This is a genomic window from Nitrospiraceae bacterium (assembly GCA_020632595.1).
Classification (GTDB): Bacteria; Nitrospirota; Nitrospiria; order Nitrospirales; family UBA8639; genus Nitrospira_E.
Genome location: JACKFF010000002.1, coordinates 506,933 through 530,919 on the forward strand (window position 1 = coordinate 506,933; position 23,987 = coordinate 530,919).

Sequence of the window (23,987 nt, forward strand, 5' to 3'; positions counted from 1 at the left end):
CTGCATCGAAGCAGAAACGGCATCATTATAGGCCTGTCTGGATTGTATTGGTTTTGTTGCTGCCCTGCCTGGCCCTCACCCTCTATTACGCCCGGTACGGCTTATCAGGACCTCTGCAACCGGATTCGATACTTCCAAGTCCCAGCTATGCCCTGGTGCTTTTTCTGGTGTACCTGGATAGCGTGGGGTTGGTGGCGCTCACCCTTCTGTTGTCTCGAAATCTCATTCGGGCCTTTTTCGAAAAGCGTCACAAGCTGTTGGGGAAGGGGTTCCGGTCAAAGTTGGTCGCGGCCTTTATCGGCTTTGCCCTGATTCCCACGGTGCTGCTGGCCCTGGTGGCCAGCGGGGTCATCAGTGAAGTCATCGACGTGTGGTTTAATGATCAGATTATGCAGGTCTTGCGGGACTCGGAAGAAGTCGCCCACCTTTATCAAGAGGAACGAGAGTCCTTAACAGCGGATACGGCGCGCGCCATTAGCAAGGAAATTTTTCGGGAAGATATATTGAAACCGGAACACCGGGAATTATTGAGAGCCATCATGGCGCGCATGCAACAGGAATATCATTTGGCGGGCGTGGAGGTCTTTTCGCCGAAAATGGAAACCTTAGCCCGCATGATGGATCCTAAGTTGTCTGATGCGGTACTGAGCCTCCCCGTGGGGCAATTGGTGCTCCATGTCCTGGATACGGGGCAGCCCATGTCTTCGGCCCAGGAAGCTCCCGTGGGGAAACTTATTCGGGCAGCGGCGCCGATCCGTGGAAATGGACAAACTGACCGAGTGTTTGGCGTGGTCGTGGTGTCGTCCTATGTGCCGGAAGTACTGGTAATGAAAATGGATGGGATTGCCAAACAATTTGAGGAATACCGGCAGATCATCTCCATGAAAAATCCGATCAAGGGTGGAGCCTATTTGTTTGTGGCCGTCGTAACCGTGCTGATTTTATTTGGCGCCACCTGGTTTGGGTTTTATGTGGCTAGAGGAATTACGGTTCCCATTCAACGATTGGCCGAAGGAACCGAAGCGGTGGCCAAGGGTAATTTAGATGTGAATATCGACGTGAAGGCCACGGATGAAATCGGAACCTTGGTCCAGTCGTTTAATCGCATGACGGCCGATCTGCGCACCAGTAAATCCAGCTTGGAAGAAGTGAATATGTCGCTCGTACGATCCAATGTGGAAATCGATCAACGTCGGGCCTACACCGAAGCGGTGGTGGAAACCATTGCCGCCGGAGTGTTATCGATCGATATGGCCGGTCTGATTTCCACGTTTAACCCTTCGGCTGAACGGATTATTGGAGTGAAGGGGGACGACTTGCGTGGACGACCCGTTCATGACGCGTTCAAGTCCTTCAATCTGCAATTATTTCAGAAAGCCTATGACCAGATGCTCCAGGAACAGACGGAGAGTGTGTCTATGGATGGCCAGATGGAAACACCCAATGGCCGGCTCTTGACCGTAGGCCTCAATATTTCCAGAATGCAGAACGAGGCCGGTTTGGACCTGGGTTTTGTGTTTGTGTTTGAAGATCGGACGGAATTCATTAAGGCGCAAAAAACGGCCGCCTGGCAGGAGGTGGCGCAACGCATTGCTCATGAAATTAAGAATCCCCTAACCCCGATTCAATTGTCGGCCCAGCGGTTGCGAAAAAAATATGCCGAAAAGTCGACAGGATTTGATGAAATATTCGATCAAGCCACCGGCGTTATTATTAGCGAAGTCACCCGGTTGAAAGGGATGGTCGATGAGTTTTCAAAATATGCCAGAATGCCCCTTCCCCAGATGCGGAAAGCTTCCCTGCATGACATTATCGAGAAAGTGATTTCCCTCTACACGGGGGCGCATCGTGACATTGAATTCATTGTGGAATTTGATGAAGACCTTCCGGCATTGAATTGTGATCCGGAGCAGATGCACCGGGTGTTGGTTAATTTGTTTGATAACGCGATCCAGGCCATGAATGATCACGGCCGCCTCTGGGTGACGACGGTCTGCGATTGGCGGCGGCATCGGGCCGTGGTCAGGGTGGCGGATGAAGGGATGGGTATTCAGCCCGATGATCACAAAATGTTGTTCGTGCCGTATTTTTCCAAAAAGCGGACGGGAACAGGGTTGGGATTAGCCATTGTGCATCGTATAATCTCCGATCACAATGGGACAATTCATGCAGAGAATCATCATCCAAAGGGTGCGTTATTTACATTCGAATTGCCGTTGTAGGGGAGGGGAGCGTCAGTGGCTGGACGGCTTTTCTCCGGAAGGGTTGTCTCGCGTGACACACGTGAGTGACCATTCATACCATACCTGATGGAGGGAGTATTGTGGCCGAGACCATTTGCCTGATTGATGACGAACCAGCCATTCTTAATACCTTAAGTAGCATTCTTGAAGATGAAGGCTACCAGGTGTTGGTGGCCAAGAGCGGCCTTGAGGCGCTTAAGCTGGTCCGAAGTGAAGTGCCGGATTTAGTCATTTTGGATATCTGGATGCCGGAGATGGATGGGCTGGAGACATTGAAACGATTGCGCACTCAGTTTCCCAACATCCTGGTCGTGATGATGTCGGGGCATGGGTCCATTGAAACCGCCGTCAAATCCACAAAATTAGGTGCCTATGATTATTTGGAAAAGCCCCTCGATTTGGAAAAAGTCACCATCTTAGTGCGCAATGCGTTGCACCAACGCAAGCTGGAAGAGGAAAACCTGAATCTTAGAATTCAGGTGGAGCGACGATTTGAACTGGTGGGCTCTTCTCCTTCTATGGAGCGGCTTCGCGAACTGATCGCGATGGCGGCTCCAGCTAATAGTCGTGTCTTGATTTCCGGGGCAAACGGGACAGGGAAAGAACTGGTGGCGCGCGCGATCCATTTGCAAAGCCCCCGGCATAATCGCTCCTTTGTGGAAATCAATTGTGCGGCGATTCCGGAAACGTTAATCGAGAGTGAATTATTCGGTCATGAAAAAGGGGCCTTCAGTGGCGCCAGCTCTATGAAACGTGGCAAGTTCGAGCTGGCGGACGGAGGAACCCTGTTTCTAGATGAAATTGGGGACATGAGTCTGGCCACGCAGGCCAAAGTGTTGCGTGCCCTTCAGGAGCAACAATTTACACGGGTGGGTGGAACAAAACTCATCAATGTCCAGGTCCGGGTCATTGCGGCATCCAATAAAGATCTGGCGGAAGAGATTGGAAAAGGGACCTTTCGTGAAGATCTGTATTACCGGTTAAATGTATTGCCGATTGTGGTTCCGACACTCAAGGAGCGTCGGGACGATATCCCTGAACTGGCGCAGCATTTTTTGCGACTGCATTCCGAAGAGCAGGGCATGAAACCAAAAGAGTTTAGTCCACAAGGCATGGAGGCGTTGCAGCGGCATGATTGGCCGGGCAATATTCGCGAACTCCGGAATTTGATTGAACGCTTACTAATAATGGTGCCGAAGCCAATCATTGATGCGGCGGATGTAGAGATGTTCCTTCAGGGCCGGGCGCCAAGCGGAGTACCTTCCCTGGCCGTGGGCACCAACTACGATTCGCTCCGGGAAGCCCGCAATGCGTTTGAGCGGGAAGTCATTTCTCTAAAACTCAGGGAAAATAATTGGAATGTTTCCAAGACCGCCGATGAATTGAAAATCGAGCGGAGTCATTTACACAGAAAGATCAAGTTACTTCATGTTGAACTCCGGCCCGAACATTAAGCCTCGCAGGACTCCTTCTCCCACTTCTACTGAAACGTTGTCTCCCGGATCTTCCCATCCCCTCCACATTGAAAAATTGGTGGCCGGCGGATTCGGTCTCGGACGAGTGGATGGTCAGGTGGTGTTGTGTGGCGGCGGCATTCCCGGTGAAGCCCTTCAGGTGGAGATTCTCAGTCGGCGAAAAGGCGTGAGCCAGGGGAAAATTCTCCAGGTCCAAGATCCGGCTGAGAGCCGTGTTGTTCCCCTCTGCCCGGTCGTCGGGCGATGTGGAGGATGCCAGCTTCAACATATCCAGTATGAAGAACAACTTTCTCAAAAACGATTGATTCTGGAAGATACCCTTCGTCGGATTGGAAAAATTTCCGATGTGCTGATTTCTCCGGTGATCCCGTCCCCAAAGCCCTATGGCTATCGGCAAGTTCTTCGAATGGGAATTGGAGAGGGGCCCGACGGATTATTTCTGGGTTTTTTTGAATCTGGAACTCAACAACTGCTCCCGGTTGATACGTGTTTTTTGGTGGACGACAGGTTGCGATCGGTGATGGACTCTGTCCGGTCCAGCCTTCGCTCTTTGGTCATTGAGGGAATGAATTTAGAGAGTGTGGAAATCCGATGGTCCCGGCTGGAGGGGGGCGGTCTGTTGGTATTCCGCGGCCGCGCCGTGACCAAAGAACACGTCGAACGTCTGATGCATGCCTGCTCTGAGATCGACAACATCAAGGGGTTGATTTATGAGCGTGCGGATGCGCCGGAACATGATTCGAGGCGTCGCGTGCGGCATGAGCCGATTGTGAGGGGAGCGGATCATGTATGGGAAGCCTTTAGAGGGTTGCGCTTGAAAATGGGGTTTCGATCATTCATGCAGGCCAACTGGGACGTCTTTCAATTATTGGGGAAGATGGTTGAGGAATGGCTGGGAAACCTGAAAGGGCAACGGATTTTGGAGTTGTATGCTGGAACCGGCCCCCTGGGTCTCAGCCTTTCGAGTCAGGGCGCTCAGGTCACCTGTGTGGAAGGGAATCCGTTTGCCATCCATGATGCCCGTGAGTCGTTGCGCATGAATGCGATTACAGGGTGCCGTGTGCGAATCAGTTCAGTCGAATCCTATCTCATGACTGTCAAATCCGGCGCCTACGATGTTATTGTTCTGGACCCTCCACGTGCGGGGCTCAATCCAACAATTATAGACCGCTTGGGAATCTTGCAAGTCCCGAAACTGTTCTATCTTTCTTGCGATGCCCCGTCATTGGCCCGGGATATCAAATCGTTATGTGAAAAAGGCTATACCGTTCAGCGCATGCAACCATTTGATATGTTTCCCCAGACGGCACACCTTGAAACATTGGTCGAGTTGACGCTTTCAGCAACTGAACCGAACCACGGAGAGTAAGGATACGCCATGGCCACCTATCGAGAAGCGGGAGTTGATATTCAACGAGGCGATGATTTTGTCAAACGAATCGGCCCCATGGTGCGCTCCACCTTCCGTCCTGAAGTCATGGGAGACATTGGCGGGTTCGGCGGTCTCTTTCGGTTTCCTTCCGACCGCTATCGTGAGCCGATTCTGGTGTCCGGGACGGATGGCGTCGGGACCAAGGTCAAGATGGCCACCTTAATGAATCGACATGATTCGATCGGGATTGATTTGGTCGCGATGTGCGTCAACGATATTATTGTGAGCGGTGCGGAGCCGCTCTTTTTTCTGGATTATCTCGCGACGGGTCATCTTGAAGTGGAAGTCGGAGAAGCGATTATTCAGGGAATTGCCGAGGGATGCCGGCAAGCCGGGTGTGCTTTGATCGGTGGAGAAACCGCAGAAATGCCCTCATGTTACCCGCAGGGCGAATACGATCTGGCCGGTTTTGCGGTAGGGGTGGTGGAACGGTCGGAGATGTTGGGCCCGGAAAAAATTAAACACGGGGATGTGTTGATTGGGGTCGGGTCGAGCGGGCTTCATAGTAATGGATACTCCCTGGCGCGGAAAGTCGCTCTTGAGCTGAAAGAGTGGTCTCCGGAGACCAGGGTACCCGGGTTGCCGGGCACCGTCGGGGAGGCGTTACTCAAGCCGACGCTTATTTATGTGAAACTGGTCAAGACCTTGCTGTCCAGGAGCCGATTACACGGCCTGGCACACATCACCGGTGGTGGAATTACCGGGAATGTGCCACGGGTCATTCCCGAGTCCTGCCAAGCGGTCATCGATCGACGCACGTGGGTGCCACTCCCGTTGTTTACGGTTCTTCAGGAAGCAGGAGCCATTGATCAAGAGGAAATGTTTCGTGTGTTTAACATGGGAATCGGTCTGGTTGTGGTGGGGCCCCCTGAGGAAGCCAATCGGATATTGAACATTATTCAGGAAGAAGGGATGACGGGCTGTGTCATTGGAGAGGTTCGAGATCGCCCGTCTTCTGAGCCAAAGCTTTCCTATTCGCATTAGAAGGTGAAATCGTGTCGATTGCCCTTGGTGTCTTAATCTCAGGCCGCGGATCAAATCTGGTGGCCATACTGGATGCCATTGATCGTGGCTCGTTGGATGCGACACTCAAGGTCGTAGCCAGTAACAAGCCCGATGCCGCGGGCTTAGCGCGCGCGAAGGAACGTGGGTTTCCCACGGTCTATCTGGATCCAAAGCCTTTTGCCCGGGAAGCCAACCCGCGTGAAGCCTATGATCTGGCGATGGGTGCCCTTCTTCAGCAACATGGAGTGGAATATGTGGCCCTGGCCGGATATATGCGGATTGTGACCCCCGCCTTAATTCGGATGTACCCATCAAAGATCTTGAATATTCATCCCTCGCTTCTACCGGCGTTTCCAGGACTCGAGGCCCAACGTCAAGCCCTGGAGTGGGGCACGAAAGTCAGCGGTTGCACGGTGCATCTGGTGACGGAAGGAGTTGATGAAGGACCTATTATTCTTCAAGCCGCTGTGCCCATTCTTGAAGGGGATACGGTCGAATCCCTATCCGCGCGCATTTTGGAAAAAGAGCACGAATGCTATCCTCAGGCTCTTCAGTTAATGGCAGAAAAACGATTGCATGTGGAAGGGCGCACGGTTCACATTCTTTCATAGAAGAAATTATCAGACCTAAACGATTAATGGGCGCGTGAAGGAGGGCTGCGGACAGGCAAAAAAACAGATCAGCGATGGCAACTCGATTAACAGTCAGTTATAATCCTGTGATATTTTTCAATTCATAAGACTTTCTTTTTCCAAGGCTTCACATAGCACGAATCTCAAGTGTGGGGGGCTAGCTCAGTTGGGAGAGCACTACGTTCGCAACGTAGGGGTCGCGGGTTCAACTCCCGTGCCCTCCACCAATTTTTGATCCAATACATTGCAACCACCTCAAATAAGCCAGCAGAAATGCTGGCTTTTTTATTGTCGATGTGTCCAGGAATGGGAAACACAGCCTGAGTTAAACGAATGGCCTCAATTCTCCCTAAACACTGACTTGGAAGAGAGGGCAGAAACAAAGGCACAAATCATCGCAGGTACTGCTACGGACGTGCAAGGATGTGAAGGCGTTCAGGAGCGTTCAAAGATTTCAATCCGAACCGAACCATTTTAAAAGGAAAGTGACGTAATCTTGTTGTGCCCTTGTCCCCCTGCTAGAATGTGGGGAAAAGGTGAAGGATGTCCATAACCACGGCCACTACCATCCGCCGGTTCTCCCGTGACGAGTATCATGAAATGGCTCGAACGGGTGTTCTTCGTTCCGAAGAGCGTGTAGAATTAATTCACGGTGAAATTCTAGCGAAGACCCCTCAGGGTACTCCACATGCTGCCTTTATTGATTTTCTCGATACCCAGCTACAACAGGCCTTTGGTGACCGAGTAGCTGTCCGCACCCAACTCCCCCTAGCCCTTGGTGAAGCGTCAGAACCCGAGCCTGATCTGGCAGTGGTCCCCGGTGCACCCTTGGATTATGTCCATGCCCATCCCACTACCGCGCTCCTCATCGTGGAAGTGGCGGAGACCAGCTTGTCTTTCGATCGCACCATTAAAGCGATGTTGTACGCAGAACACCGAATTCCCGAGTATTGGATTGTCAATATTAGCGATCATCAGCTTGAGGTATTTCAGAATCCCTCTTCATCTGGTTATGAAACGCACAAAATCCTTCGCGCAGATGAATGTGTGACGCCGCTGCATGCGCCAAGCTTTTCACTCCCGCTCGCCAGTCTATTCTCCGCACTCCAGTAGTCGGTTCAAAGGAATCGTTTTTACAATAAGGGGTTGGTTCCAGTGTCAAGACAAAGAACAGGTCTTGTAATAGAAGAGGATCGCTACAAACGTCTGACAAACAGATTCCATTTTGCCATGCTGTCTGCCCAAGGAGGATAAGCCGATGCCGAGTATTTCAATCTGTCCGAGAAGGACACACGGGTCGCCAAAGCCCGCAGAGAGAGGGCGGTGCCGACGGTAGAGGAAATCCAACACGTTGTTGGAGGAATGCAGCCCAACTCTGATATTAAACGACGGAATCGTGCGCTGATTGCCTTCACCCTCCTGACCGGGGCACGAGATAGTGCCATCGCCTCGATGAAACTGAAGCATGTGGATGTGGTTGAGGAAAGCGTTTTCCAGTTTGCGCGAGAGGCCCGAGCCAAGTTCAGTAAGACGCTTATCACGTATTTCTTCCCGGTTAATGACGAGATTCCCCAAATTGTGGACGACTGGGTGAAGTATCTAAGGGAAGAAAAACTTTGGAGTCACGACGATCCGCTCTTTCCAGCTTCGAATGTCGTCTTAGACAAGAATACGTACCATTTTACAGTCGAAGGATTGAACCGGGAAGATTGGAGTACGGCTACTCCCATTTGAAAAATCTTTGCTGAGGCGTTTACCAACGCAGGGTTGCCCTACTTCAACCCACACAGCTTCAGAAATACCCTGGTTCGCCTCGGAGAGACAGTTTGCCAGACAACAAAAGCCTTCAAAGCCTGGAGCCAAAATCTCGGCCATGAGAAAGTCTTAACCACATTCTGTAGCTATTATGAAATCTCAACCCGAAGGCAACAGGAAATTCTTGAGGGGCTGAGGCCACCAACGCGATCAGCGGAGACAGATTTCGAGAAAATCGCCAAAGCAGTCGCACAGGAATTACGCAAATCAATAGCAGAAGTGTAAACTCAAATCAGCAGAGGAGAGTTGGCGACGGATGCCCTTACCCACATTTTGTGACGGAGATATGGTCAAGGACTATTGGAACAGGGAGAATCGTGCCACGAGGTTTTCAGTGGCTTAGCCTCGATATTGTGGACACACCTGAAATGTGCAAGAAAGAGTGTCATGCTACTGTTAAATCTTCACGAACCTGGCCACAAAATTAGGGGAAGACCAGAGGCGCACCAGCCGAAAGCAGTTCTACTAGGAGTTCAGACCCTTTCCGCCCCACAAATGTGTAAAGCGAGCACTCTTTTTGAAACCGTTTTAGCGGTTCCCCTTCATAAGGGAGTGCAACAGCAATGCCCACAATAGTTAGAATCTTCAAAGGAGAATACACCCACCAAATTAAAAGAGGCGTAAGGATTTTGCTTCTTTTTTTGTGTTGTATTTGGCCTATTGCTCAATAGCAAAAAGAGTTTTAACGAACTTTTCCGGCATTGTGAGATTTCAATACTCACCCGAAACGTCGGTGAAAATTATTCGACCAATCCCGGCATTCTTTCCAATATGAAGGGAATAGGCTCAAAGGACGTGAGAGGGAATGTTGTGGGCGGAAAGGCGACAGTTCAAAAAAAGTGGAGATCAATGATTTAACCAGAAAGGGATAGTTTTAAAAAATTATTAAGTGGGATGACAAGTAGGGGGGTAACCACTGAAAACGGAAAAATAAATCACGCTTTAAATCATATGGTTATTGATGTTTTTCGGTAGCCGTGCCCCCACCACTTCATCATCCCAAGACATACGACAACGTTTTATGAGGAAACGAAAGGCCGCTGTATAAGCGGCTATTTTGTTGTCTGTTGTTTGATGAAGATTTAGCAACTCCCTATCCCCGTATTGAATATGACGAACTATCTGCATTCGTCCTGGCCAGCCACCTTTCAAAAAGCCAAGATTCGTTCATAAGGCTCCCGGGGCATTCAATTGCCCACCCATGGGTGATAGAGCAGCGTAGGTGAGCTTCAACCAGCCCCTTGAACCGATCGACTGTCTAATTCGACAAACCGGGACATGGCGTCGTGTTGGTTCAGAGAATTGGTTCACGCTTTGAGCAAAAATCACCGGGGCTACACTTTTCCTATGCAAACAAGGAGATTACGCGGACAAGATTCGGGAAAATTTCCAATAAACCTGTACATCAGAAAACCTAATGCCTACAATCCTGTCCAGTATGATTTCGTAATGACAACCAGACGTTCAATAAGTCTCTGAGGTAAAGGGATCGACATGAAATACGGGATGCGAGCCATTGGTCTTTGTTGGTGTCTGTTTGGACTGATTGCCTGTGGAGGAACGGTCAAAAAGTCTTTTACCAATCCGGCCTATCCGCTTTCGAAGGTATCGTCAATCGCGATTCTTCCCTTTGATGGGGTGAGTGAGGCCGGTGCAGCCTCAGATCTACTGGCCATGGTCATTGCCAACAAAGAAGTGTTTGATTATGTCGTCGATCGTACACAAATTCAAGCCGTTCTTGCCGAACATAATTTAGACGCGACGCTCCTTGATGAAAAAACCCTTTTGCAAAAAGGGAATTTCATCAATGCCGATGCGCTGCTCAAGGGTCGTGTGACACGATTTGTCGAAGGCGCCCCTCATTATCCCTTAGCGACGGCGACAGAAATTTCTATGTCGTTGAAACTTGTCAGTACGGAAACCGGGCAAATAATCTGGACGCAGTTGTATTCGGAAAAGTCCGGGACACGGGGACTGCTTGCTCCCTCCGTTGATGAGTTGTTCCTTGAAATGGCTGAAGAAATAGCCAACGATTTAGTCAAAGAACGGCAGAGTTCCGGTGGAGGTTCGATGCCATAGCCTCGAACCGGAGTGGCGAGATGTCTGGAATTTTTGAATCACGGCCAACTGTGATCACTTGGACAGTAAAAAAAATCTTCTGTCTCATTGGCTCCATTATGGTACTGCTTGCCGGGGGATATGAGACGTCCGTTTGTGCCGCGTCCCGTGGAATTCTGGTATCACCGGATACGGGTGAGCGGATTGGAACCGTTTGGGGAGTTTTTATTGGGGTATCTGAATATAAAAATACGACCCTGAATCTTGCCTATGCGGACAAGGATGCCAAAGCCCTCCATCAGTTCTTTACGGAGCATTTTCAGGACAGTATTCATCCTGATCACTTTCATGTGCTGATCAATCAAGAGGCTCAACGCGGGAAGATATTGCGGGCACTTGGTGAGGTGCTTCGTCTTGCTCAGCCTGAAGATTTAGTCATCCTCTCTCTCGCCATGCACGGGTTACTCGATCCCAGCGGAGAAGACCTATTTTTTCTCACCCATGAAGCTGATCCCAATTTCCCGGAAGACAACGGGATTAGTCGGCACGACCTGCTGCGACAAATCAGCAAAAGTAAGGCCCGTAAAATAGTGCTGTTTTTAGATGCCTGTCATACGGGCGCGTTTGGCTCCTCCAGTTCACTAGTTGCCATGCGCGCCGCGAATGCGGCAGATGTGAACCGCCTCCTGACCGCCATGGGTAAGGCACAGACAGGCGTGGCCGTTTTCTCCTCTTCCAGTGCAGCTGAGCGGTCGCAAGAAGGCGAAAAATTCTGTGGAGGACATGGAGCATTTACCTGCGGATTGCTTACGGGATTACGTGGAGGGGCCGATTTCAATCGCAATGGCCTCATCGAAATTCGTGAACTCTTCGACTTTACCTATCGTACGGTGAAAACGAGTACTGAGGGTTTTCAAAATCCTTCTATCGAAGGCCGCTATGATAACGGGCTTCCTCTCGCCTTTGCTCCTGAATGGCCAGCGACGTCATTGACCCAGGAAACGTCTGATCCCAAGGATATTCCCGCTTCGGACCGGGAACTGGTTCGATTACGGGCAGAACTTCAAGCGTTGCAAGAACACATGGCGCGTGAAAAGTCGGATTGGGTTGAGGACGCTGCTGGATCAAGGCTGATTGCTAAAGCGCCCGCTTTCAGTTCACCGCAGGCCTTTGCCCCCAAAATTCTTGGGGGGGATGGGGCACCGATGGTCATTATTCCAGAAGGTCATTTCACCATGGGGAGTAAAGACTTTAGGAATGAGCGCCCGGCGCATCGGGTTTTTCTCGATAACTTTTATATCGACCAACATGAAGTTACCGTCTCCCAATATGCGGATTTCATAAAAAAATCGGGAGCCGAACCACCAGGATATTGGATGGATCTCAATTTAACTCAGGTCTCCCAACATCCTGCTGTAAGAGTGAATTGGGATGAAGCCACCGCCTATTGTGAGTCCATGGGCAAACGATTGCCCACCGAAGCCGAGTGGGAAAAGGCTGCCCGCGGCACCGATGAGCGCCTCTATCCCTGGGGCGAACAGGACCCGATCCAAATTCTGGCCAATTTTGACAAGTGCTGCGATCATCAAGCCTATTCTGTCTTAACATCGGTTGGTGAAAAAGCTGAAGGCCGAAGTCCCTATGGGCTGGACGATATGGCCGGCAATGTCTGGGAGTGGACCGCTGATTGGTACGATACTTCTTATTATCAACGAAGTCCTGACAAAAATCCTCAAGGACCTCCGGTAGGAGAATTGAAAACTATTCGTGGCGGGTCCTGGTCAAATAAGGCTGTGGATATCCGGACCACGAATCGTCATGGTCTGGATCCCGCTCAACGACATGATAACGTTGGCTTCCGGTGCGCAAAAAATGCGTCATAACCGGAAGTGGTGGGCTATGAGCATGGCTAGGTAGGGTCTTAAGTTGATCAGTCAATCCTGTTCAATAATCCGTATGTCAGACAGAGGACCAATTATTTTATTCGTCGTGCACGCCTTTGAATTTCAATGTTTGGATAAGCATCCTTTCCCTCAAGGCACTCTCATGGCGTCAATGGCTCTCCAAAGATAGCTGAGAAAATCCTGGGAGATCACCCGACAGGGAACCGGAACGTTGATCAAATCATAACTCATCCTGTTATGGCTCACGTGGGCATCAATCCTCCGGGCAAGGGGAGCCGGTAAACGAGCATCACTGTCAGATCTCTCTGCGAGGCCGAAGGCACGCTTGACTCATGCACGGCTTTGTTGGGCTAGAAACCAGCAACAATCTTATGGTAAATGTGCACAATATTAGTTAACTTTATGTAGTATTATGCGATTTTCCAAAAAAAGCGAATACGCCCTGCGGGCCATGATGGAACTGACTCAGGAGTTCGGGCAGGGGCTCGTGCAACGAAAATACCTGGCGGAGCGGCAGAATATTCCATTGGGTTTTCTGGAAATGATTTTGTTGTCGTTAAAGAACGCGGGACTGATTGGGAGTCGTCGGGGCGCCCATGGCGGGGTGTTTTTAATTAAGTCGCCCCGTGAAGTGACCCTTGGGCAGATTATTCGGCTTCTGGATGGCCCACTCGCACCGATTTCCTGTGTGAGTCAGACGGCGTATCAGAAATGCCGGGATTGTCCTCATGCGGCAACGACGGCGTGTCCGATTCAGCGCATCATGCTGGATGTGCGGAACGCCATAGCATCGGTCCTTGATCATTACACTCTTGAAGATTTTGTATTCCCCCGGCAGGAGGGAGGGGCAGTCCCCGATATCAAAACACAACCGGCCCCGGGTACAACGCGGAAGAAAAAATAGTCGTCGGATCATCAATCGTAGTCAATCGTTTTGCTGTCCTCATGCGGCAAGGTCAACGATAAGAGGAACTTATGGAAACTCATTGGCGTAGTGTGGTGAAGGGTGTGAGCTGGCGGGCAGTTGGGACGTTGGACACCACCCTTTTGGTATTTATTTTTTCCGGAGAACTCCTTCTTGCCGCTTCGGTAGGATTAACGGAGCTGGTCACGAAAATATTTTTATATTGGGCTCATGAGCGAGTCTGGCAAAAGATTCAATGGGGACGAATCTATCCGACAACCAGTTCACCATAAAAGGATAAAAAATATGGCAAGGCCAATATTGATGAGTGGGGCGTTGATGGCTTTCCTTGGAGTGGCGATTGGCGCCTTTGGCGCACACGGACTCAAGCCATTTCTGTCTGAACACATGTTGACGGTCTTTGAAACCGGTGTGCGGTATCATTTGATCCATGCCCTGGGCATCCTCAGTGCGGGCTTGAGCTTAGTCTATGTTCCTCTTCGCCAGTTCAAATGGGCCGGTTGGGCCTTTTTCCTGGGCATCCTGTTGTTTTCAGGAAGCCTGTACACGATGTCCCTATCGGGTACACGTGGATTGGGGATGCTCACTCCTTTTGGAGGGCTGTGTTTTCTTGTGGGGTGGGGCCTGTTGGCGAGAGGCTATTGGAAAGCCTTTCCCTCCCCACATACGCCACTTTCTCCGCCAGAGAGTGAAGAGTCGAGTCCCTAATGCCTGCTGATTACGGCGTTGGCCTCTCCGCCTCAGACGACGTATGTTTGACGATGAAGGGCGGACTGGCCTCTCCCATATACAGCGTGCGATGAGGAAAGGGAATTTCAATACGCTGTTGGTCAAAAGCTTTTTTCAGGCGTCGACGATATTCTCTGCCTACCATCCATTGCTTGATGGGTAGCGTTTTCAATCTGGCTTTAATGACGACCTCCGATTCGCCGAAGTCATCTACTCCCAATATTTCAATGGGTTCGAGAATGTTTGGTCCTATCTCCGGGTCGGCTTGTAAATCCCTGCCTACCTCCTTCATGACGGAAGATACTCGATCGGTATCCTCTTTATAGGCTACACCTATATTCATGACATAGTATGACCAGTCTTTGCTCATGTTGGCGAGGGTCGTGACGGTGCCATTCGGAAAAATATGAACCGTTCCTGACAGGTCGCGAAGGGTAATGGTCCGGAAACTGATGGCTTCGACTAAGCCTCCTGTTCCATTGACCACGGCCACATCTCCCACCCGTACCTGGTTTTCTAAAATCATAAAAAACCCGTTTATGACATCCCGGACCAGATTTTGTGCGCCAAAGCCGACGGCAAGGCCCACGATGCCCGCACTGGCGATAATGGGTGTGATGTCCAACCCTATTTGATCCAACCCCATCACGACGGCAATGACCCAGACCAATGTCAGGCAGATCGTCAGAAGCAGCCCGATGAGAGTTTTTACCCGCTTTTCAGCGGCCACCCGGTTCTTATCATCGTTTTCCCTTATCCTGAGTAAAACAATCTCGAGTTTGTGCAGGCCGAACCGAATGGCACGTATCCCAATATACGTAACCACCAGGATGAGGAGAAGCCGCAGGCAGGCTTCCATTATGACGAGCGACTTGGCCGCAAGAAAGGGAGTAAGCTTTTCAAAACCAAAAGATTCCATGTATGACCTCCTTACAGAGAGAAAGAGAAGAGTCAGTTCCTTGAAGGCTTGGATCAACCCAGGCCAAAGGAGCTGAGCCAGAGTAGACTGCTTATTCTTTCAAGGGATTGGAGCATTGGCAAGCACGGAAGCGCGCGCGTTGGCATGTTTCTTATATCCCGGCTGACGTCTGTGAGAAAAAATCAGGCGTAGGATTTTTGCGCGGCGCCGTTTTTTCACGGATCTGGAGCTCATTTTGATGTCTCTCCCTTGACACATGATGAATTGGGTGGTACAAAATTCAAAATAAGTCGCCCGGGACAACGAAGTCCCAGGGGCACTCCCATACAATCGAACGCGGACAATGAAGTCCTCAGCCAAGGAAATTGGTTGGGGATTTTTTTTTGCCTTTTGACCCCCTGCCGGTTCGTTGTAGGCGGGGAAACCCAATAGAGTCTCGTCAATGAAGCGTGGCTGATCATTATCGGGGAAAGGTGGCGTAGGAAAATCCTGGTCGTGAAATGGCGTGTGCGACCTCAAAAACACGGAGGGCTACATGATTGGAGACCGAATAGCTTTAAGCACCTTTCACCACTCACAGAAGGCTCGTAGGCGTGGAGGGTTGTTGAGTCTTGGTCTGGTACTGCTTGTGGTGGCCGGCGGAGCGAGCGTGAGTGAGGCGGCGGTGTTAACCAAGGAGGATTTCAAGCTCTATGGGTATGTGGAGGCGTCCTATACTCAAAATTTCAACTTTCCCAAAAATTCCGGGGCCAATGCCAATGATTTACGGATCTTTGACGGGGATGCCAATTCTTTCAGACCCAATATGGCTCAATTGGTCTTTGAAAAGGAAGGGACCAACGGGACCAATCCTGTCGAGCGTGCCGGCTTTCGCCTGAAATTGGATGTTGGTGAGGACGCGCAATTTACGGGCGGGCGCACCGGGGATGATATCGATTTTCAGGAAATGTATGTCCAATATGTCGCCCCTCTCGGCAACGGATTGGATATTCGGATTGGACGAATGAATGCTTTGGTGGGCTATGAAGTCATTGAGAGTCCCTACAATAACAATTATTCCCGATCCTGGTTATTTGGGTTGGGGCAGCCTTTTACGATCACCGGCATTCGTCTGGCGTATGCCGTTAACGAAAATCTTTCCTTGTTAGTGAGTGCACTCAATTCTTATACGGGGTTGACGGAGGACAATAATACGGCGAAATCAGTGGAAGGGTTAGTGTCCTATCGCCCCACCGATGAGCTTGGATTGAATGTGTATGGCATTGTTGGAAAAGAGAGTTCCAATACAAGATCCGGGTCAGGCACGCGGGTCCTTGTCGGCGGGTATGCGACCTTCCAGGCGACTGATCAATTGGGTTTTGTGGTGGAAGGGTATTATGCCAATCAGGAAAATGCGAGCGCGATCAGCTCGGGCCGTAATGCCCGTTGGGATGGTGTCGCGGGATATGTCATTTATGATTTCAATGAACAGTGGGGTCTCCGTTTTCGTGGAGAAGTTTGGGAGGATGCCGGAGGCGACCAGAGTTGTTTGGGGACGGCCGGGTCCGGTGGAAATGCGAATGTCTGCGCCGTATCGGCTCCGATCGCACAAACCCTTTGGGAGAACACCTTGACCCTTCAATATAAGCCGACTCCCTCGCTGATCACCCGATTGGAATTTCGCTATGACAAATCAAATCAGAATGTCTTTTTAGATGGAAGAAATACCCTGACCAATAACCAACAGACACTGGCGGTTGAAGCCATTTTCCTCTTTTAAGAAGAGGTCGAAGGAGCAAAGATGATAAAGGCGTATATTCACAAAGCCGGTAGAGGCATATGTTCGGCAGCCATGTCTGTCTTGGTCTTGAACGGGTTGGGCTCATTCGTGTGGGCTCAAGATGGAGGAACCTCGGAACTCAGTGCCGGCGACACGGCTTGGGTGTTGATGTCCTCGGCCTTGGTGTTGGCCATGATCATACCCGGATTAGCCCTGTTTTATGGCGGGATGGTCCGGAGTAAAAACGTGTTAAGTACGATGATGCATAGTTTTATTGCCGTCTGTCTCGTCAGTGTGGTGTGGGTCTTTTGGGGATATAGTCTCGCGTTTGCGCCGGATGTGGGACGGGTCATTGGGGGACTCAACTGGTTGGGATTGATAGGGGTGGGACCCGAACCGCTTCAAGGTTCCACGATTCCCCATTTGGCCTTCATGGTGTTTCAGCTCATGTTTGCGGCGATTACGGTGGCGCTCATCAGTGGAGCCATTGCCGAGCGAATGAAATTTAGTGCCTTTGCCTTGTTTGCCGTGTTGTGGGTCACGTTCATTTATGCGCCTTTGGCTCATTGGGTGTGGGGAGGGGGCTGGCTGGCGGAATTGGGTGATTTGGATTTTGCTGGCGGGACGGTGGTCCATATCAGTTCGGGAGTGGCTGCCTTAGCTTGTGCGCTTGTCTTAGGCAAGCGCCACGGCTATGGTTCAGACAATATGAGCCCCCATAATTTGCCGTTTACGGTGATCGGGGCCAGTCTGTTGTGGGTCGGGTGGTTTGGATTTAACGCGGGAAGCGCCCTGGCCGCCAATGGGGTTGCGGCGAGTGCCTTTGTGGCCACTCATGTGGCGACAGCTGCCGGTGCGTTAGCCTGGGTCGGGGTGGAGGGAGTCTATCGGGGAAGAGCGACCGTGTTGGGCGCAGCCAGCGGTGCTGTCGCGGGTCTGGTGTCCATCACACCAGCCGCCGGCTATGTGGGGCCCATCGGGGCGCTTGTGATTGGTGTAGGAGGAGGCGTGGTGTGTTATCTGGGTGTATTTTTAAAGCATAAACTGGGCTATGATGATGCTTTGGACGTGCTTGGCATCCATGGAATCGGAGGAACCTGGGGGGCCGTGGCCACCGGATTATTTGCGAGCATGGGTGGAGGCACCGGGCTCTTTTTCGGCAACCCCTGGCAGGTCGTCATCCAAGTCATCGGAGTGGGCGCAACCTGGGTGTTCTCATTCGTCGGCACTTATCTCATTCTCAAACTTGTTGACGGCACGATCGGGTTACGTGTCACTCGCGAAGAAGAAGTGCTCGGCTGTGATCTGACCCAACACCGGGAACGGGCCTATGGGTAATTCATACGAAAAATCATACAACAGAGATGGGAACATTTCGAAAGCACAGGCGTTCGGGAGGGTCGAATGCGCGCGACGATTGCAAGCCCTATTCAGAGTGTCTTAATCCAATGGAAGGATGGTTCTTATGAAGCTGATTCAAGCGATTATTAAACCCTTTAAGTTAGATGAAGTGAAGGATGCGTTGATTGAGTTGGGTATTCAGGGCATGACTGTTACCGAAGTGAAGGGATTCGGTCGTCAAAAAGGCCATAAAGAGACCTATCGAGGCACCGAATATCAGATTGAATTCGTGCCGAAAATTAAACTGGAAATCGCCCTGGCCGATGATCGAGTGGGAGAGGCCCTGGAAGCCATAATGCGTGCAGCCAAAACCGGCAGTATTGGAGATGGCAAGATTTTCGTCTCCGAATTGCATAGTGTCATCCGTATACGGACGGGGGAATCGGGCGAAGGAGCGGTTTGACCATTGGCACCCGACCACATCACGTGTTTGCGCGAGGAGGGAAAATGAATGTGTTGATTCCACGCTCAACGAGGGAAAGATTGACCGGACTGGTGCTTGCGCTGAGTTTGAGTCAACCCGTTGCTGGCTGGGCAGGTGACGAGGGTTTGCCGAAAATTGATACGGGCGATACGGCCTGGCTCTTAATGTCTTCGGCGCTGGTGTTGTGTATGACGCTTCCCGGTCTGGCCTTATTCTATGGCGGGCTGGTTCGCAAAAAAAATGTGCTCGGAACCATCATGCATACGATGGTGATTCTGTGTGTCATTAGCCTGGTTTGGGTGTTGGGCGGATACAGTTTAGCCTTCGGTCCTGATGTGGGAGGGGTCATTGGCAGCCTGGCATGGGTGGGTCTGAATGATGTGGGATTGGAGCCGAGTCCGCAGTATGCGTCCACCGTGCCTCATCAGGTCTTTATGTTCTTCCAGCTCATGTTTGCCGCCATCACCGTCGCCCTGATTACCGGCAGTGTGGCCGAACGGATGAAATTTAAAGCCTTACTCATGTTTGCCGTCTTATGGTCCCTTCTGATCTATACCCCGTTGGCGCATTGGGTGTGGGGTGGCGGGTGGTTGGCCAAGTTCGGCGCTTTGGATTTTGCCGGTGGTGCGGTCGTGCATATCTCTTCCGGGTTCGGCGCTTTGGTCTGTGCCGTGATGCTTGGGAAGCGCAAAGGGTTTGGTGCAGAGCCGATGCCTCCACATGATTTGCCGATGACCGTCCTGGGTGCGGGACTGCTCTGGTTCGGGTGGTTCGGCTTTAACGCAGGAAGTGCGCTTGGAGCCAATGGCGTGGCTGCCGCCGCGTTTCTTGCCACTCATACGGCCGCCTCGGCCGGGGGAATTAGTTGGATGGTGGCCGAATGGGTCCATAGGGGAAAACCAACCGTGTTAGGAGTCGCCAGCGGAGTGGTCGCGGGTTTGGCTACAGTGACCCCGGCCGCAGGATTTATCGGGCCGATGTCGGCCCTCCTGATTGGTCTGGTTGCCGGCACCGTGTGTTATATCGCGGTCGTGTGGAAAATGCGGCTCGGCTATGATGATTCGCTTGATGTCGTGGGCATTCATGGTGTCGGCGGCTTTATGGGCATACTCGCGACAGGATTATTTGCCTCCATCGGGGCCCAGGGTTTCTTTTTCGGACATCCCGAACAGTTTGGTATACAAGTCGTATTGGCTTTGGTAACCTTGGCGTTCTCTGTCATCGGGACCTATCTCATTCTTAAAATCGTGGATGTGACAGTGGGGCTGAGAGTCTCCGCCCAGGATGAGGAAATGGGGTTGGATCTCAGTCAACACAACGAACGGGCTTATTCCTGACATGGAGGTGTGTAAGCCAGCCTGATAGGGTGGAACCGGTGTTGGCCTCCGGTCCAGGTCGAATGCGTGCATGGTAACAGTTTAGGCGATGAGGGGGGTTTTTTACTTTTATAAACAGTTGTGCCGGCGAAGGAGGTATTGAATGACCGCGAAAGAAGTGTTGGATTTTGCGAAGAAGAACAAGGTGGAGATGGTCGACGTGAAGTTTGTTGACCTCATGGGAACCTGGCAACATTTTTCGATCCCGACCTCAGAGTTGACGTTGGATCTTTTTAAGGAAGGCTCTGGATTTGATGGATCGTCTATTCGGGGCTGGCGCATGATCCAAAATAGCGACATGTTGGTCGTGCCCGACCCGAATACCGCCTGCATGGATCCATTTATGGAAATACCAACGTTGAGCCTGATTGCCGACGTGCAAGATCCGATTACCCGGACCATCTACGAGCGGGATCCGCGTGGGGTGGCGCTTCGAGCGGAACAATATCTCAAGAGCACGAAAATCGGAGATATATCCTATTGGGGCCCTGAAGCCGAATTTTTTATTTTTGACCATGTGTCGTTTGATCAAAACAGTCACTCTAGTTACTACTTCGTTGATTCAGAAGAAGGCATCTGGAATTCGGGGAAAGACGGAGTCAACCTCGGGTCCCGCCCGCGCCATAAGGAAGGCTATTTTCCCGTGGCTCCGGTCGACTCGCAACAGGATATCCGGTCGGAAATGTGCCGGGAGATGGAAAAAGTCGGAATCAAGGTGGAGAAGCATCATCATGAAGTGGCCACAGCGGGCCAAGCCGAAATCGACCTTCGATTCGATACCCTGGTCAAGATGGCCGATCAAATGATGATGTACAAATATATTGTGCGCAATGTCGCGCGCCGGCATAACAAAACCGTGACCTTCATGCCCAAGCCGCTCTATGGGGATAATGGCACCGGAATGCATACGCATCAGAGCATTTGGAAAGACGGGAAGCCGCTGTTTGCCGGGAAGGAATATGCGGGCGTCTCACAGATGTGCTTGTATTATATCGGCGGGATTCTCAAGCATGGTCCGGCCCTGGCCGCGCTCACCAATCCGATTACGAATTCGTACAAACGCCTGACACCGGGCTTTGAAGCACCGGTGTTGCTCGCCTATTCCAGCCGGAACCGCTCGGCGGGCATCCGGATTCCCATGTATTCTCCGAGTCCCAAGGCCAAGCGCATTGAGGTTCGATTCCCTGATCCCTCCTGCAACATGTATTTGGCCTTCAGTGCCATGCTGATGGCCGGATTGGACGGGATACAAAATAAAATCCATCCAGGGGAAGCCATGGATAAAAATCTCTATGATTTAGAGCCGGAGGAGTTAGGGAATATTCCTTCATTGCCTTCGAGTCTGGAACAGGCCTTAAAGGCGCTTGAGGATGATCATGAATTTCTCTTGAAAGGCGGAGTATTTTCCGAGGACCTGCTTGAAGCCTGGATTGCCTATAAACGGTCCAATGAAATCGATGCCATTCGAGTCAGACCACACCCCTATGAATACTTCATGTACTATGATGTGTAACCGTTGAATGTGAACCTTTCCGCCTGTCTGCGGAAACGGTTGGTGGGGTTCCTAACGCCCGGGTATTCAATGAAGGGATGAGGTCATCCCTTCTGGTGCCCGGGCGTTAGCGTTTGGGAAACCGTCGAAGAAATTGTTCGTGAATTTTCCTCATCCTGGAGTGGATCGCATGCTCCAGATCGTCGGCCCCCTGAAGCCAGTTGGTGGTGTGCATCCCGAGCCGGCGAGCGAGAAAAACCATTTCATCAGAACCGGATGGGGGCAGGACAAGGTCCTGGGCATGGCCACGGACAATTCTGAGTCCATCAATGAGTTGTCGAAAATACAGATAATGGTCTTTGAGCTGGGCCCCTTCCTCGAGACTGAATAAACCTTCCCCGCTCAGGTGATCAATGGCTTCGAGCGTATTGGGCGTGCGAATGGAGGGGAGGTCGTGCCCGTGCATGAGTTGAAGATATTGCACGGTATACTCCACATCAAGGAGGCCTCCCGCTCCGTATTTCACATGCGTGGTCCCCGGCCGGACCAATTCCTTAATCTGCCGTTCACGAAGGTGGAGGGCGGTCTGCAAATCCCATGGGTCGGGGGCATAGACAAATTGGTCACGATGCTGCTCCACGGCTTTACCGACCGCCCGATTGCCGGCAAGAAACCGGAGCTTGATAAGGGCCTGTCGTTCAAAGGGGGCGGCCCCGCCCTCTGAAGTATAATACCGCTGAATTTCTTCAAGGGAATTGGCGAGGAGCCCTTTTTCTCCATGCGGCCGAAGCCGGGTATCCAGGTGAAAAATGCCTTCCTGTTTGGCTTCAATCCATTGGAGAAATTCCTGCGCCCAGCGCTCAAAATAATCCGGGGAGACCCGCGCGGCTTGCCCGCGCGGTGGTTTGCCCGGCATGTGATAGACGAACAGAATCTCGATATCGGAGGCATATCCTAATTCGCCCCCTCCAAGTTTGCCTAAACCAAAGATCGCCATTGACGGCGGAGCGGTGAGGGAGGCTTTTGGATTGATCGCCTGTTGAGAATGCACAAGGGCCTGATTGAGAATGACATCAGCCAGATTGGTCAGGGCTTGGGAAAACTGCGGGAGTGGACTATTTTCCAGGAGATGACGCATGTCGATGCGAAACAGTTCTTCATCTTTCCATTGATTTAAACGCTGCTTTTTGTCGGCGGGAGTTTTGGCTTTGAGCAATAACGGCTCGATGGCCTTGTTGAGGATCGCTTTTGACCGGATCAGGGGACCTTTTTGGTACTGATTCATCATGGGCAACAAGTTGTTATGCTGCCGGCGAAGTAAGTCCTCCCACAGGTAATCACTGCTGCCAAAGAGTTGCGCCAGCCGTTCCAGGGTGGAGGCCTGGCTCAGCTTGGTGAGATGCGACGGGGTATTCGCCTGCTCTAACCACTGATCCAGGAATTGATCAAAGTGGTCGAGCGCTTTCCCCGGGTCCGGTGCCCACCTCAGGTAATGGGTGAATTCTTTCAGTAAGGTGGCCGCCGTTCGCAGTTCCTGTTGTTCGGCTTTTCCCTGAATTTTTTCACCTTGTCGCCCGCGGACGTAGAGACGGTTGCGGACGCGATGCTTGGCGACTTCAATCTTGGCTTTCACAATATAGATGCCGCGCATGGCCAGGGCATTGGCAAAGGTGTATAAAAACGCCGGCGTATCGGTTGAGCTGATATCCAGGATGGTTTCATGACTGCCGCGGGGGTTGGAAAAGCTGATGTGCACCGGATGGACCATCTCCGTTGGCTTCTGCCTCATGTTCTCTAAATTCTCAATAAGCCGGCGATTGACCTGGCGACGGGCCTGCCGGATCTGATTCTTTTGAAGAAGGATGAGGAGGGCCGTCACCATCTCCTGAAGCTCTCGCTGTTCGGGTTCCTCGAATTTCAAGCCTTCAAGCGCCTGCACGTGAAAGACATCCACCACAATTTTTCGGGTCAACCCTCGAGTCCCGTGTGACGATCCACCCATGGGCAGGTGTCCCGGGGAGGCTTTTGTGGAAAGGGAAGTGGGGGACGTGGTCTCCAGCGAGGTGAAAATCGTGGCCTCGCGAATGTCCAATCCAAAAGACGACAAGACGCCACAGAACATGGCAAATTCTGAAAAATAGTCGTACCCCACCAGGGTCAGTTGATATTGCCGGGTGGGGAGAGTCCGGATCGAAATAGCACAGGGGCGCTCAAACGTGAGCCGGTTTGCCAGAGCTAAATGTTCCAGAATAGCGGCGGCAGGGAAGCTGTCAAAATAATCCGGGTCCATCTGCCGGACAAAATCTCTGATCAAGGCCGGACGAAGATCAGGACATTGGGTTTGATACGACTGGATCCGCTCGGCTTCGTTCATGGTGCCCGAGTATACTGAAAAAAT

The 23,987-nt window shown here is 51.5% G+C and carries 19 protein-coding genes and 1 tRNA gene; 18 read left to right on the top strand and 2 right to left on the bottom strand.

What is annotated here, in order from left to right; all coding sequences use genetic code 11:
• The first annotated feature begins 53 nt into the window (after positions 1-53).
• The 13 genes from H6750_07325 to H6750_07385 all read left to right on the top strand — a co-directional run bounded on the left by H6750_07325 (position 54) and on the right by H6750_07385 (position 14,197).
• The gene (locus H6750_07325; protein ID MCB9774124.1) at positions 54-2,222 is read left to right on the top strand and encodes a HAMP domain-containing protein; all 2,169 of its coding nucleotides are present in this window, start codon (positions 54-56) and stop codon (positions 2,220-2,222) included.
• 101 nt (positions 2,223-2,323) lie between these two features.
• On the top strand, positions 2,324-3,697 hold the full coding sequence (locus H6750_07330) for a sigma-54-dependent Fis family transcriptional regulator (protein ID MCB9774125.1): 1,374 nt from the start codon (positions 2,324-2,326) through the stop codon (positions 3,695-3,697).
• On the top strand, positions 3,672-5,087 hold the full coding sequence (gene rlmD, locus H6750_07335) for a 23S rRNA (uracil(1939)-C(5))-methyltransferase RlmD (GenBank protein MCB9774126.1): 1,416 nt from the start codon (positions 3,672-3,674) through the stop codon (positions 5,085-5,087). The genes H6750_07330 and rlmD overlap by 26 nt, the downstream gene beginning before the upstream one ends.
• A gap of 9 nt (positions 5,088-5,096) precedes the next feature.
• Complete coding sequence (locus H6750_07340) at positions 5,097-6,134, top strand: phosphoribosylformylglycinamidine cyclo-ligase (protein ID MCB9774127.1); 1,038 nt, start codon at positions 5,097-5,099, stop codon at positions 6,132-6,134.
• 17 nt (positions 6,135-6,151) lie between these two features.
• Entirely contained in the window at positions 6,152-6,766 is a 615-nt protein-coding gene (locus H6750_07345) for a phosphoribosylglycinamide formyltransferase (protein ID MCB9774128.1), read from the top strand.
• A 172-nt stretch (positions 6,767-6,938) separates the two neighbouring features.
• Positions 6,939-7,014 (top strand) — tRNA-Ala (locus tag H6750_07350).
• A gap of 316 nt (positions 7,015-7,330) precedes the next feature.
• Positions 7,331-7,900, top strand: coding sequence for a Uma2 family endonuclease (locus H6750_07355; protein MCB9774129.1), 570 nt, complete (start codon positions 7,331-7,333; stop codon positions 7,898-7,900).
• A 249-nt stretch (positions 7,901-8,149) separates the two neighbouring features.
• Positions 8,150-8,521: a site-specific integrase gene (locus tag H6750_07360; GenBank protein MCB9774130.1), complete on the top strand. Its 372-nt coding sequence runs from the start codon at positions 8,150-8,152 to the stop codon at positions 8,519-8,521.
• 1,575 nt (positions 8,522-10,096) lie between these two features.
• Positions 10,097-10,681, top strand: a complete 585-nt coding sequence (locus H6750_07365) for a hypothetical protein (protein ID MCB9774131.1) — start codon at positions 10,097-10,099, stop codon at positions 10,679-10,681.
• Positions 10,682-10,701: 20 nt separating this feature from the next.
• On the top strand, positions 10,702-12,543 hold the full coding sequence (locus H6750_07370; GenBank protein MCB9774132.1) for an SUMF1/EgtB/PvdO family nonheme iron enzyme: 1,842 nt from the start codon (positions 10,702-10,704) through the stop codon (positions 12,541-12,543).
• A gap of 433 nt (positions 12,544-12,976) precedes the next feature.
• Complete coding sequence (locus H6750_07375; protein ID MCB9774133.1) at positions 12,977-13,468, top strand: Rrf2 family transcriptional regulator; 492 nt, start codon at positions 12,977-12,979, stop codon at positions 13,466-13,468.
• A gap of 71 nt (positions 13,469-13,539) precedes the next feature.
• On the top strand, positions 13,540-13,761 hold the full coding sequence (locus H6750_07380; GenBank protein ID MCB9774134.1) for a DUF2061 domain-containing protein: 222 nt from the start codon (positions 13,540-13,542) through the stop codon (positions 13,759-13,761).
• A gap of 13 nt (positions 13,762-13,774) precedes the next feature.
• Positions 13,775-14,197, top strand: coding sequence for a DUF423 domain-containing protein (locus tag H6750_07385; GenBank protein MCB9774135.1), 423 nt, complete (start codon positions 13,775-13,777; stop codon positions 14,195-14,197).
• Positions 14,198-14,207: 10 nt separating this feature from the next.
• Here the strand turns inward: H6750_07385 and H6750_07390 are convergent, their stop codons facing one another.
• Positions 14,208-15,137, bottom strand: coding sequence for a mechanosensitive ion channel family protein (locus H6750_07390; GenBank protein MCB9774136.1), 930 nt, complete (start codon positions 15,135-15,137; stop codon positions 14,208-14,210).
• 535 nt (positions 15,138-15,672) lie between these two features.
• On the opposite strand from H6750_07390, the gene H6750_07395 reads away from it, so the two are divergent.
• The 5 genes from H6750_07395 to glnA all read left to right on the top strand — a co-directional run bounded on the left by H6750_07395 (position 15,673) and on the right by glnA (position 21,610).
• Positions 15,673-16,896, top strand: a complete 1,224-nt coding sequence (locus tag H6750_07395) for a porin (GenBank protein ID MCB9774137.1) — start codon at positions 15,673-15,675, stop codon at positions 16,894-16,896.
• A gap of 72 nt (positions 16,897-16,968) precedes the next feature.
• Positions 16,969-18,234, top strand: coding sequence for an ammonium transporter (locus tag H6750_07400; protein MCB9774138.1), 1,266 nt, complete (start codon positions 16,969-16,971; stop codon positions 18,232-18,234).
• Positions 18,235-18,361: 127 nt separating this feature from the next.
• Positions 18,362-18,700 (top strand): P-II family nitrogen regulator, encoded by a 339-nt coding sequence (locus H6750_07405; GenBank protein MCB9774139.1) that lies wholly within the window; start codon positions 18,362-18,364, stop codon positions 18,698-18,700.
• 44 nt (positions 18,701-18,744) lie between these two features.
• The gene (locus tag H6750_07410; GenBank protein MCB9774140.1) at positions 18,745-20,058 is read left to right on the top strand and encodes an ammonium transporter; all 1,314 of its coding nucleotides are present in this window, start codon (positions 18,745-18,747) and stop codon (positions 20,056-20,058) included.
• A gap of 142 nt (positions 20,059-20,200) precedes the next feature.
• On the top strand, positions 20,201-21,610 hold the full coding sequence (glnA, locus tag H6750_07415) for a type I glutamate--ammonia ligase (GenBank protein ID MCB9774141.1): 1,410 nt from the start codon (positions 20,201-20,203) through the stop codon (positions 21,608-21,610).
• A 106-nt stretch (positions 21,611-21,716) separates the two neighbouring features.
• Here glnA and H6750_07420 read toward each other — a convergent pair whose 3' ends face one another.
• The gene (locus tag H6750_07420; GenBank protein MCB9774142.1) at positions 21,717-23,963 is read right to left on the bottom strand and encodes a hypothetical protein; all 2,247 of its coding nucleotides are present in this window, start codon (positions 23,961-23,963) and stop codon (positions 21,717-21,719) included.
• Between the last annotated feature and the right edge of the window lie 24 nt (positions 23,964-23,987).

Excerpts from the sequence above, each read along its gene's own strand:
- rlmD (MCB9774126.1), top strand. The coding sequence starts at position 3,672 with ATGTTGAACTCCGGCCCGAACATTAAGCCTCGCAGGACTCCTTCTCCC.
- H6750_07340 (MCB9774127.1), top strand. The coding sequence starts at position 5,097 with ATGGCCACCTATCGAGAAGCGGGAGTTGATATTCAACGAGGCGATGAT.
- H6750_07355 (MCB9774129.1), top strand. The coding sequence starts at position 7,331 with ATGTCCATAACCACGGCCACTACCATCCGCCGGTTCTCCCGTGACGAG.
- H6750_07360 (MCB9774130.1), top strand. The coding sequence starts at position 8,150 with ATGCAGCCCAACTCTGATATTAAACGACGGAATCGTGCGCTGATTGCC.
- H6750_07365 (MCB9774131.1), top strand. The coding sequence starts at position 10,097 with ATGAAATACGGGATGCGAGCCATTGGTCTTTGTTGGTGTCTGTTTGGA.
- H6750_07370 (MCB9774132.1), top strand. The coding sequence starts at position 10,702 with ATGTCTGGAATTTTTGAATCACGGCCAACTGTGATCACTTGGACAGTA.
- H6750_07375 (MCB9774133.1), top strand. The coding sequence starts at position 12,977 with ATGCGATTTTCCAAAAAAAGCGAATACGCCCTGCGGGCCATGATGGAA.
- H6750_07380 (MCB9774134.1), top strand. The coding sequence starts at position 13,540 with ATGGAAACTCATTGGCGTAGTGTGGTGAAGGGTGTGAGCTGGCGGGCA.
- H6750_07385 (MCB9774135.1), top strand. The coding sequence starts at position 13,775 with ATGGCAAGGCCAATATTGATGAGTGGGGCGTTGATGGCTTTCCTTGGA.
- H6750_07390 (MCB9774136.1), bottom strand. The coding sequence starts at position 15,137 with ATGGAATCTTTTGGTTTTGAAAAGCTTACTCCCTTTCTTGCGGCCAAG.
- H6750_07395 (MCB9774137.1), top strand. The coding sequence starts at position 15,673 with ATGATTGGAGACCGAATAGCTTTAAGCACCTTTCACCACTCACAGAAG.
- H6750_07400 (MCB9774138.1), top strand. The coding sequence starts at position 16,969 with ATGTCTGTCTTGGTCTTGAACGGGTTGGGCTCATTCGTGTGGGCTCAA.
- H6750_07405 (MCB9774139.1), top strand. The coding sequence starts at position 18,362 with ATGAAGCTGATTCAAGCGATTATTAAACCCTTTAAGTTAGATGAAGTG.
- H6750_07410 (MCB9774140.1), top strand. The coding sequence starts at position 18,745 with ATGAATGTGTTGATTCCACGCTCAACGAGGGAAAGATTGACCGGACTG.
- glnA (MCB9774141.1), top strand. The coding sequence starts at position 20,201 with ATGACCGCGAAAGAAGTGTTGGATTTTGCGAAGAAGAACAAGGTGGAG.
- H6750_07420 (MCB9774142.1), bottom strand. The coding sequence starts at position 23,963 with ATGAACGAAGCCGAGCGGATCCAGTCGTATCAAACCCAATGTCCTGAT.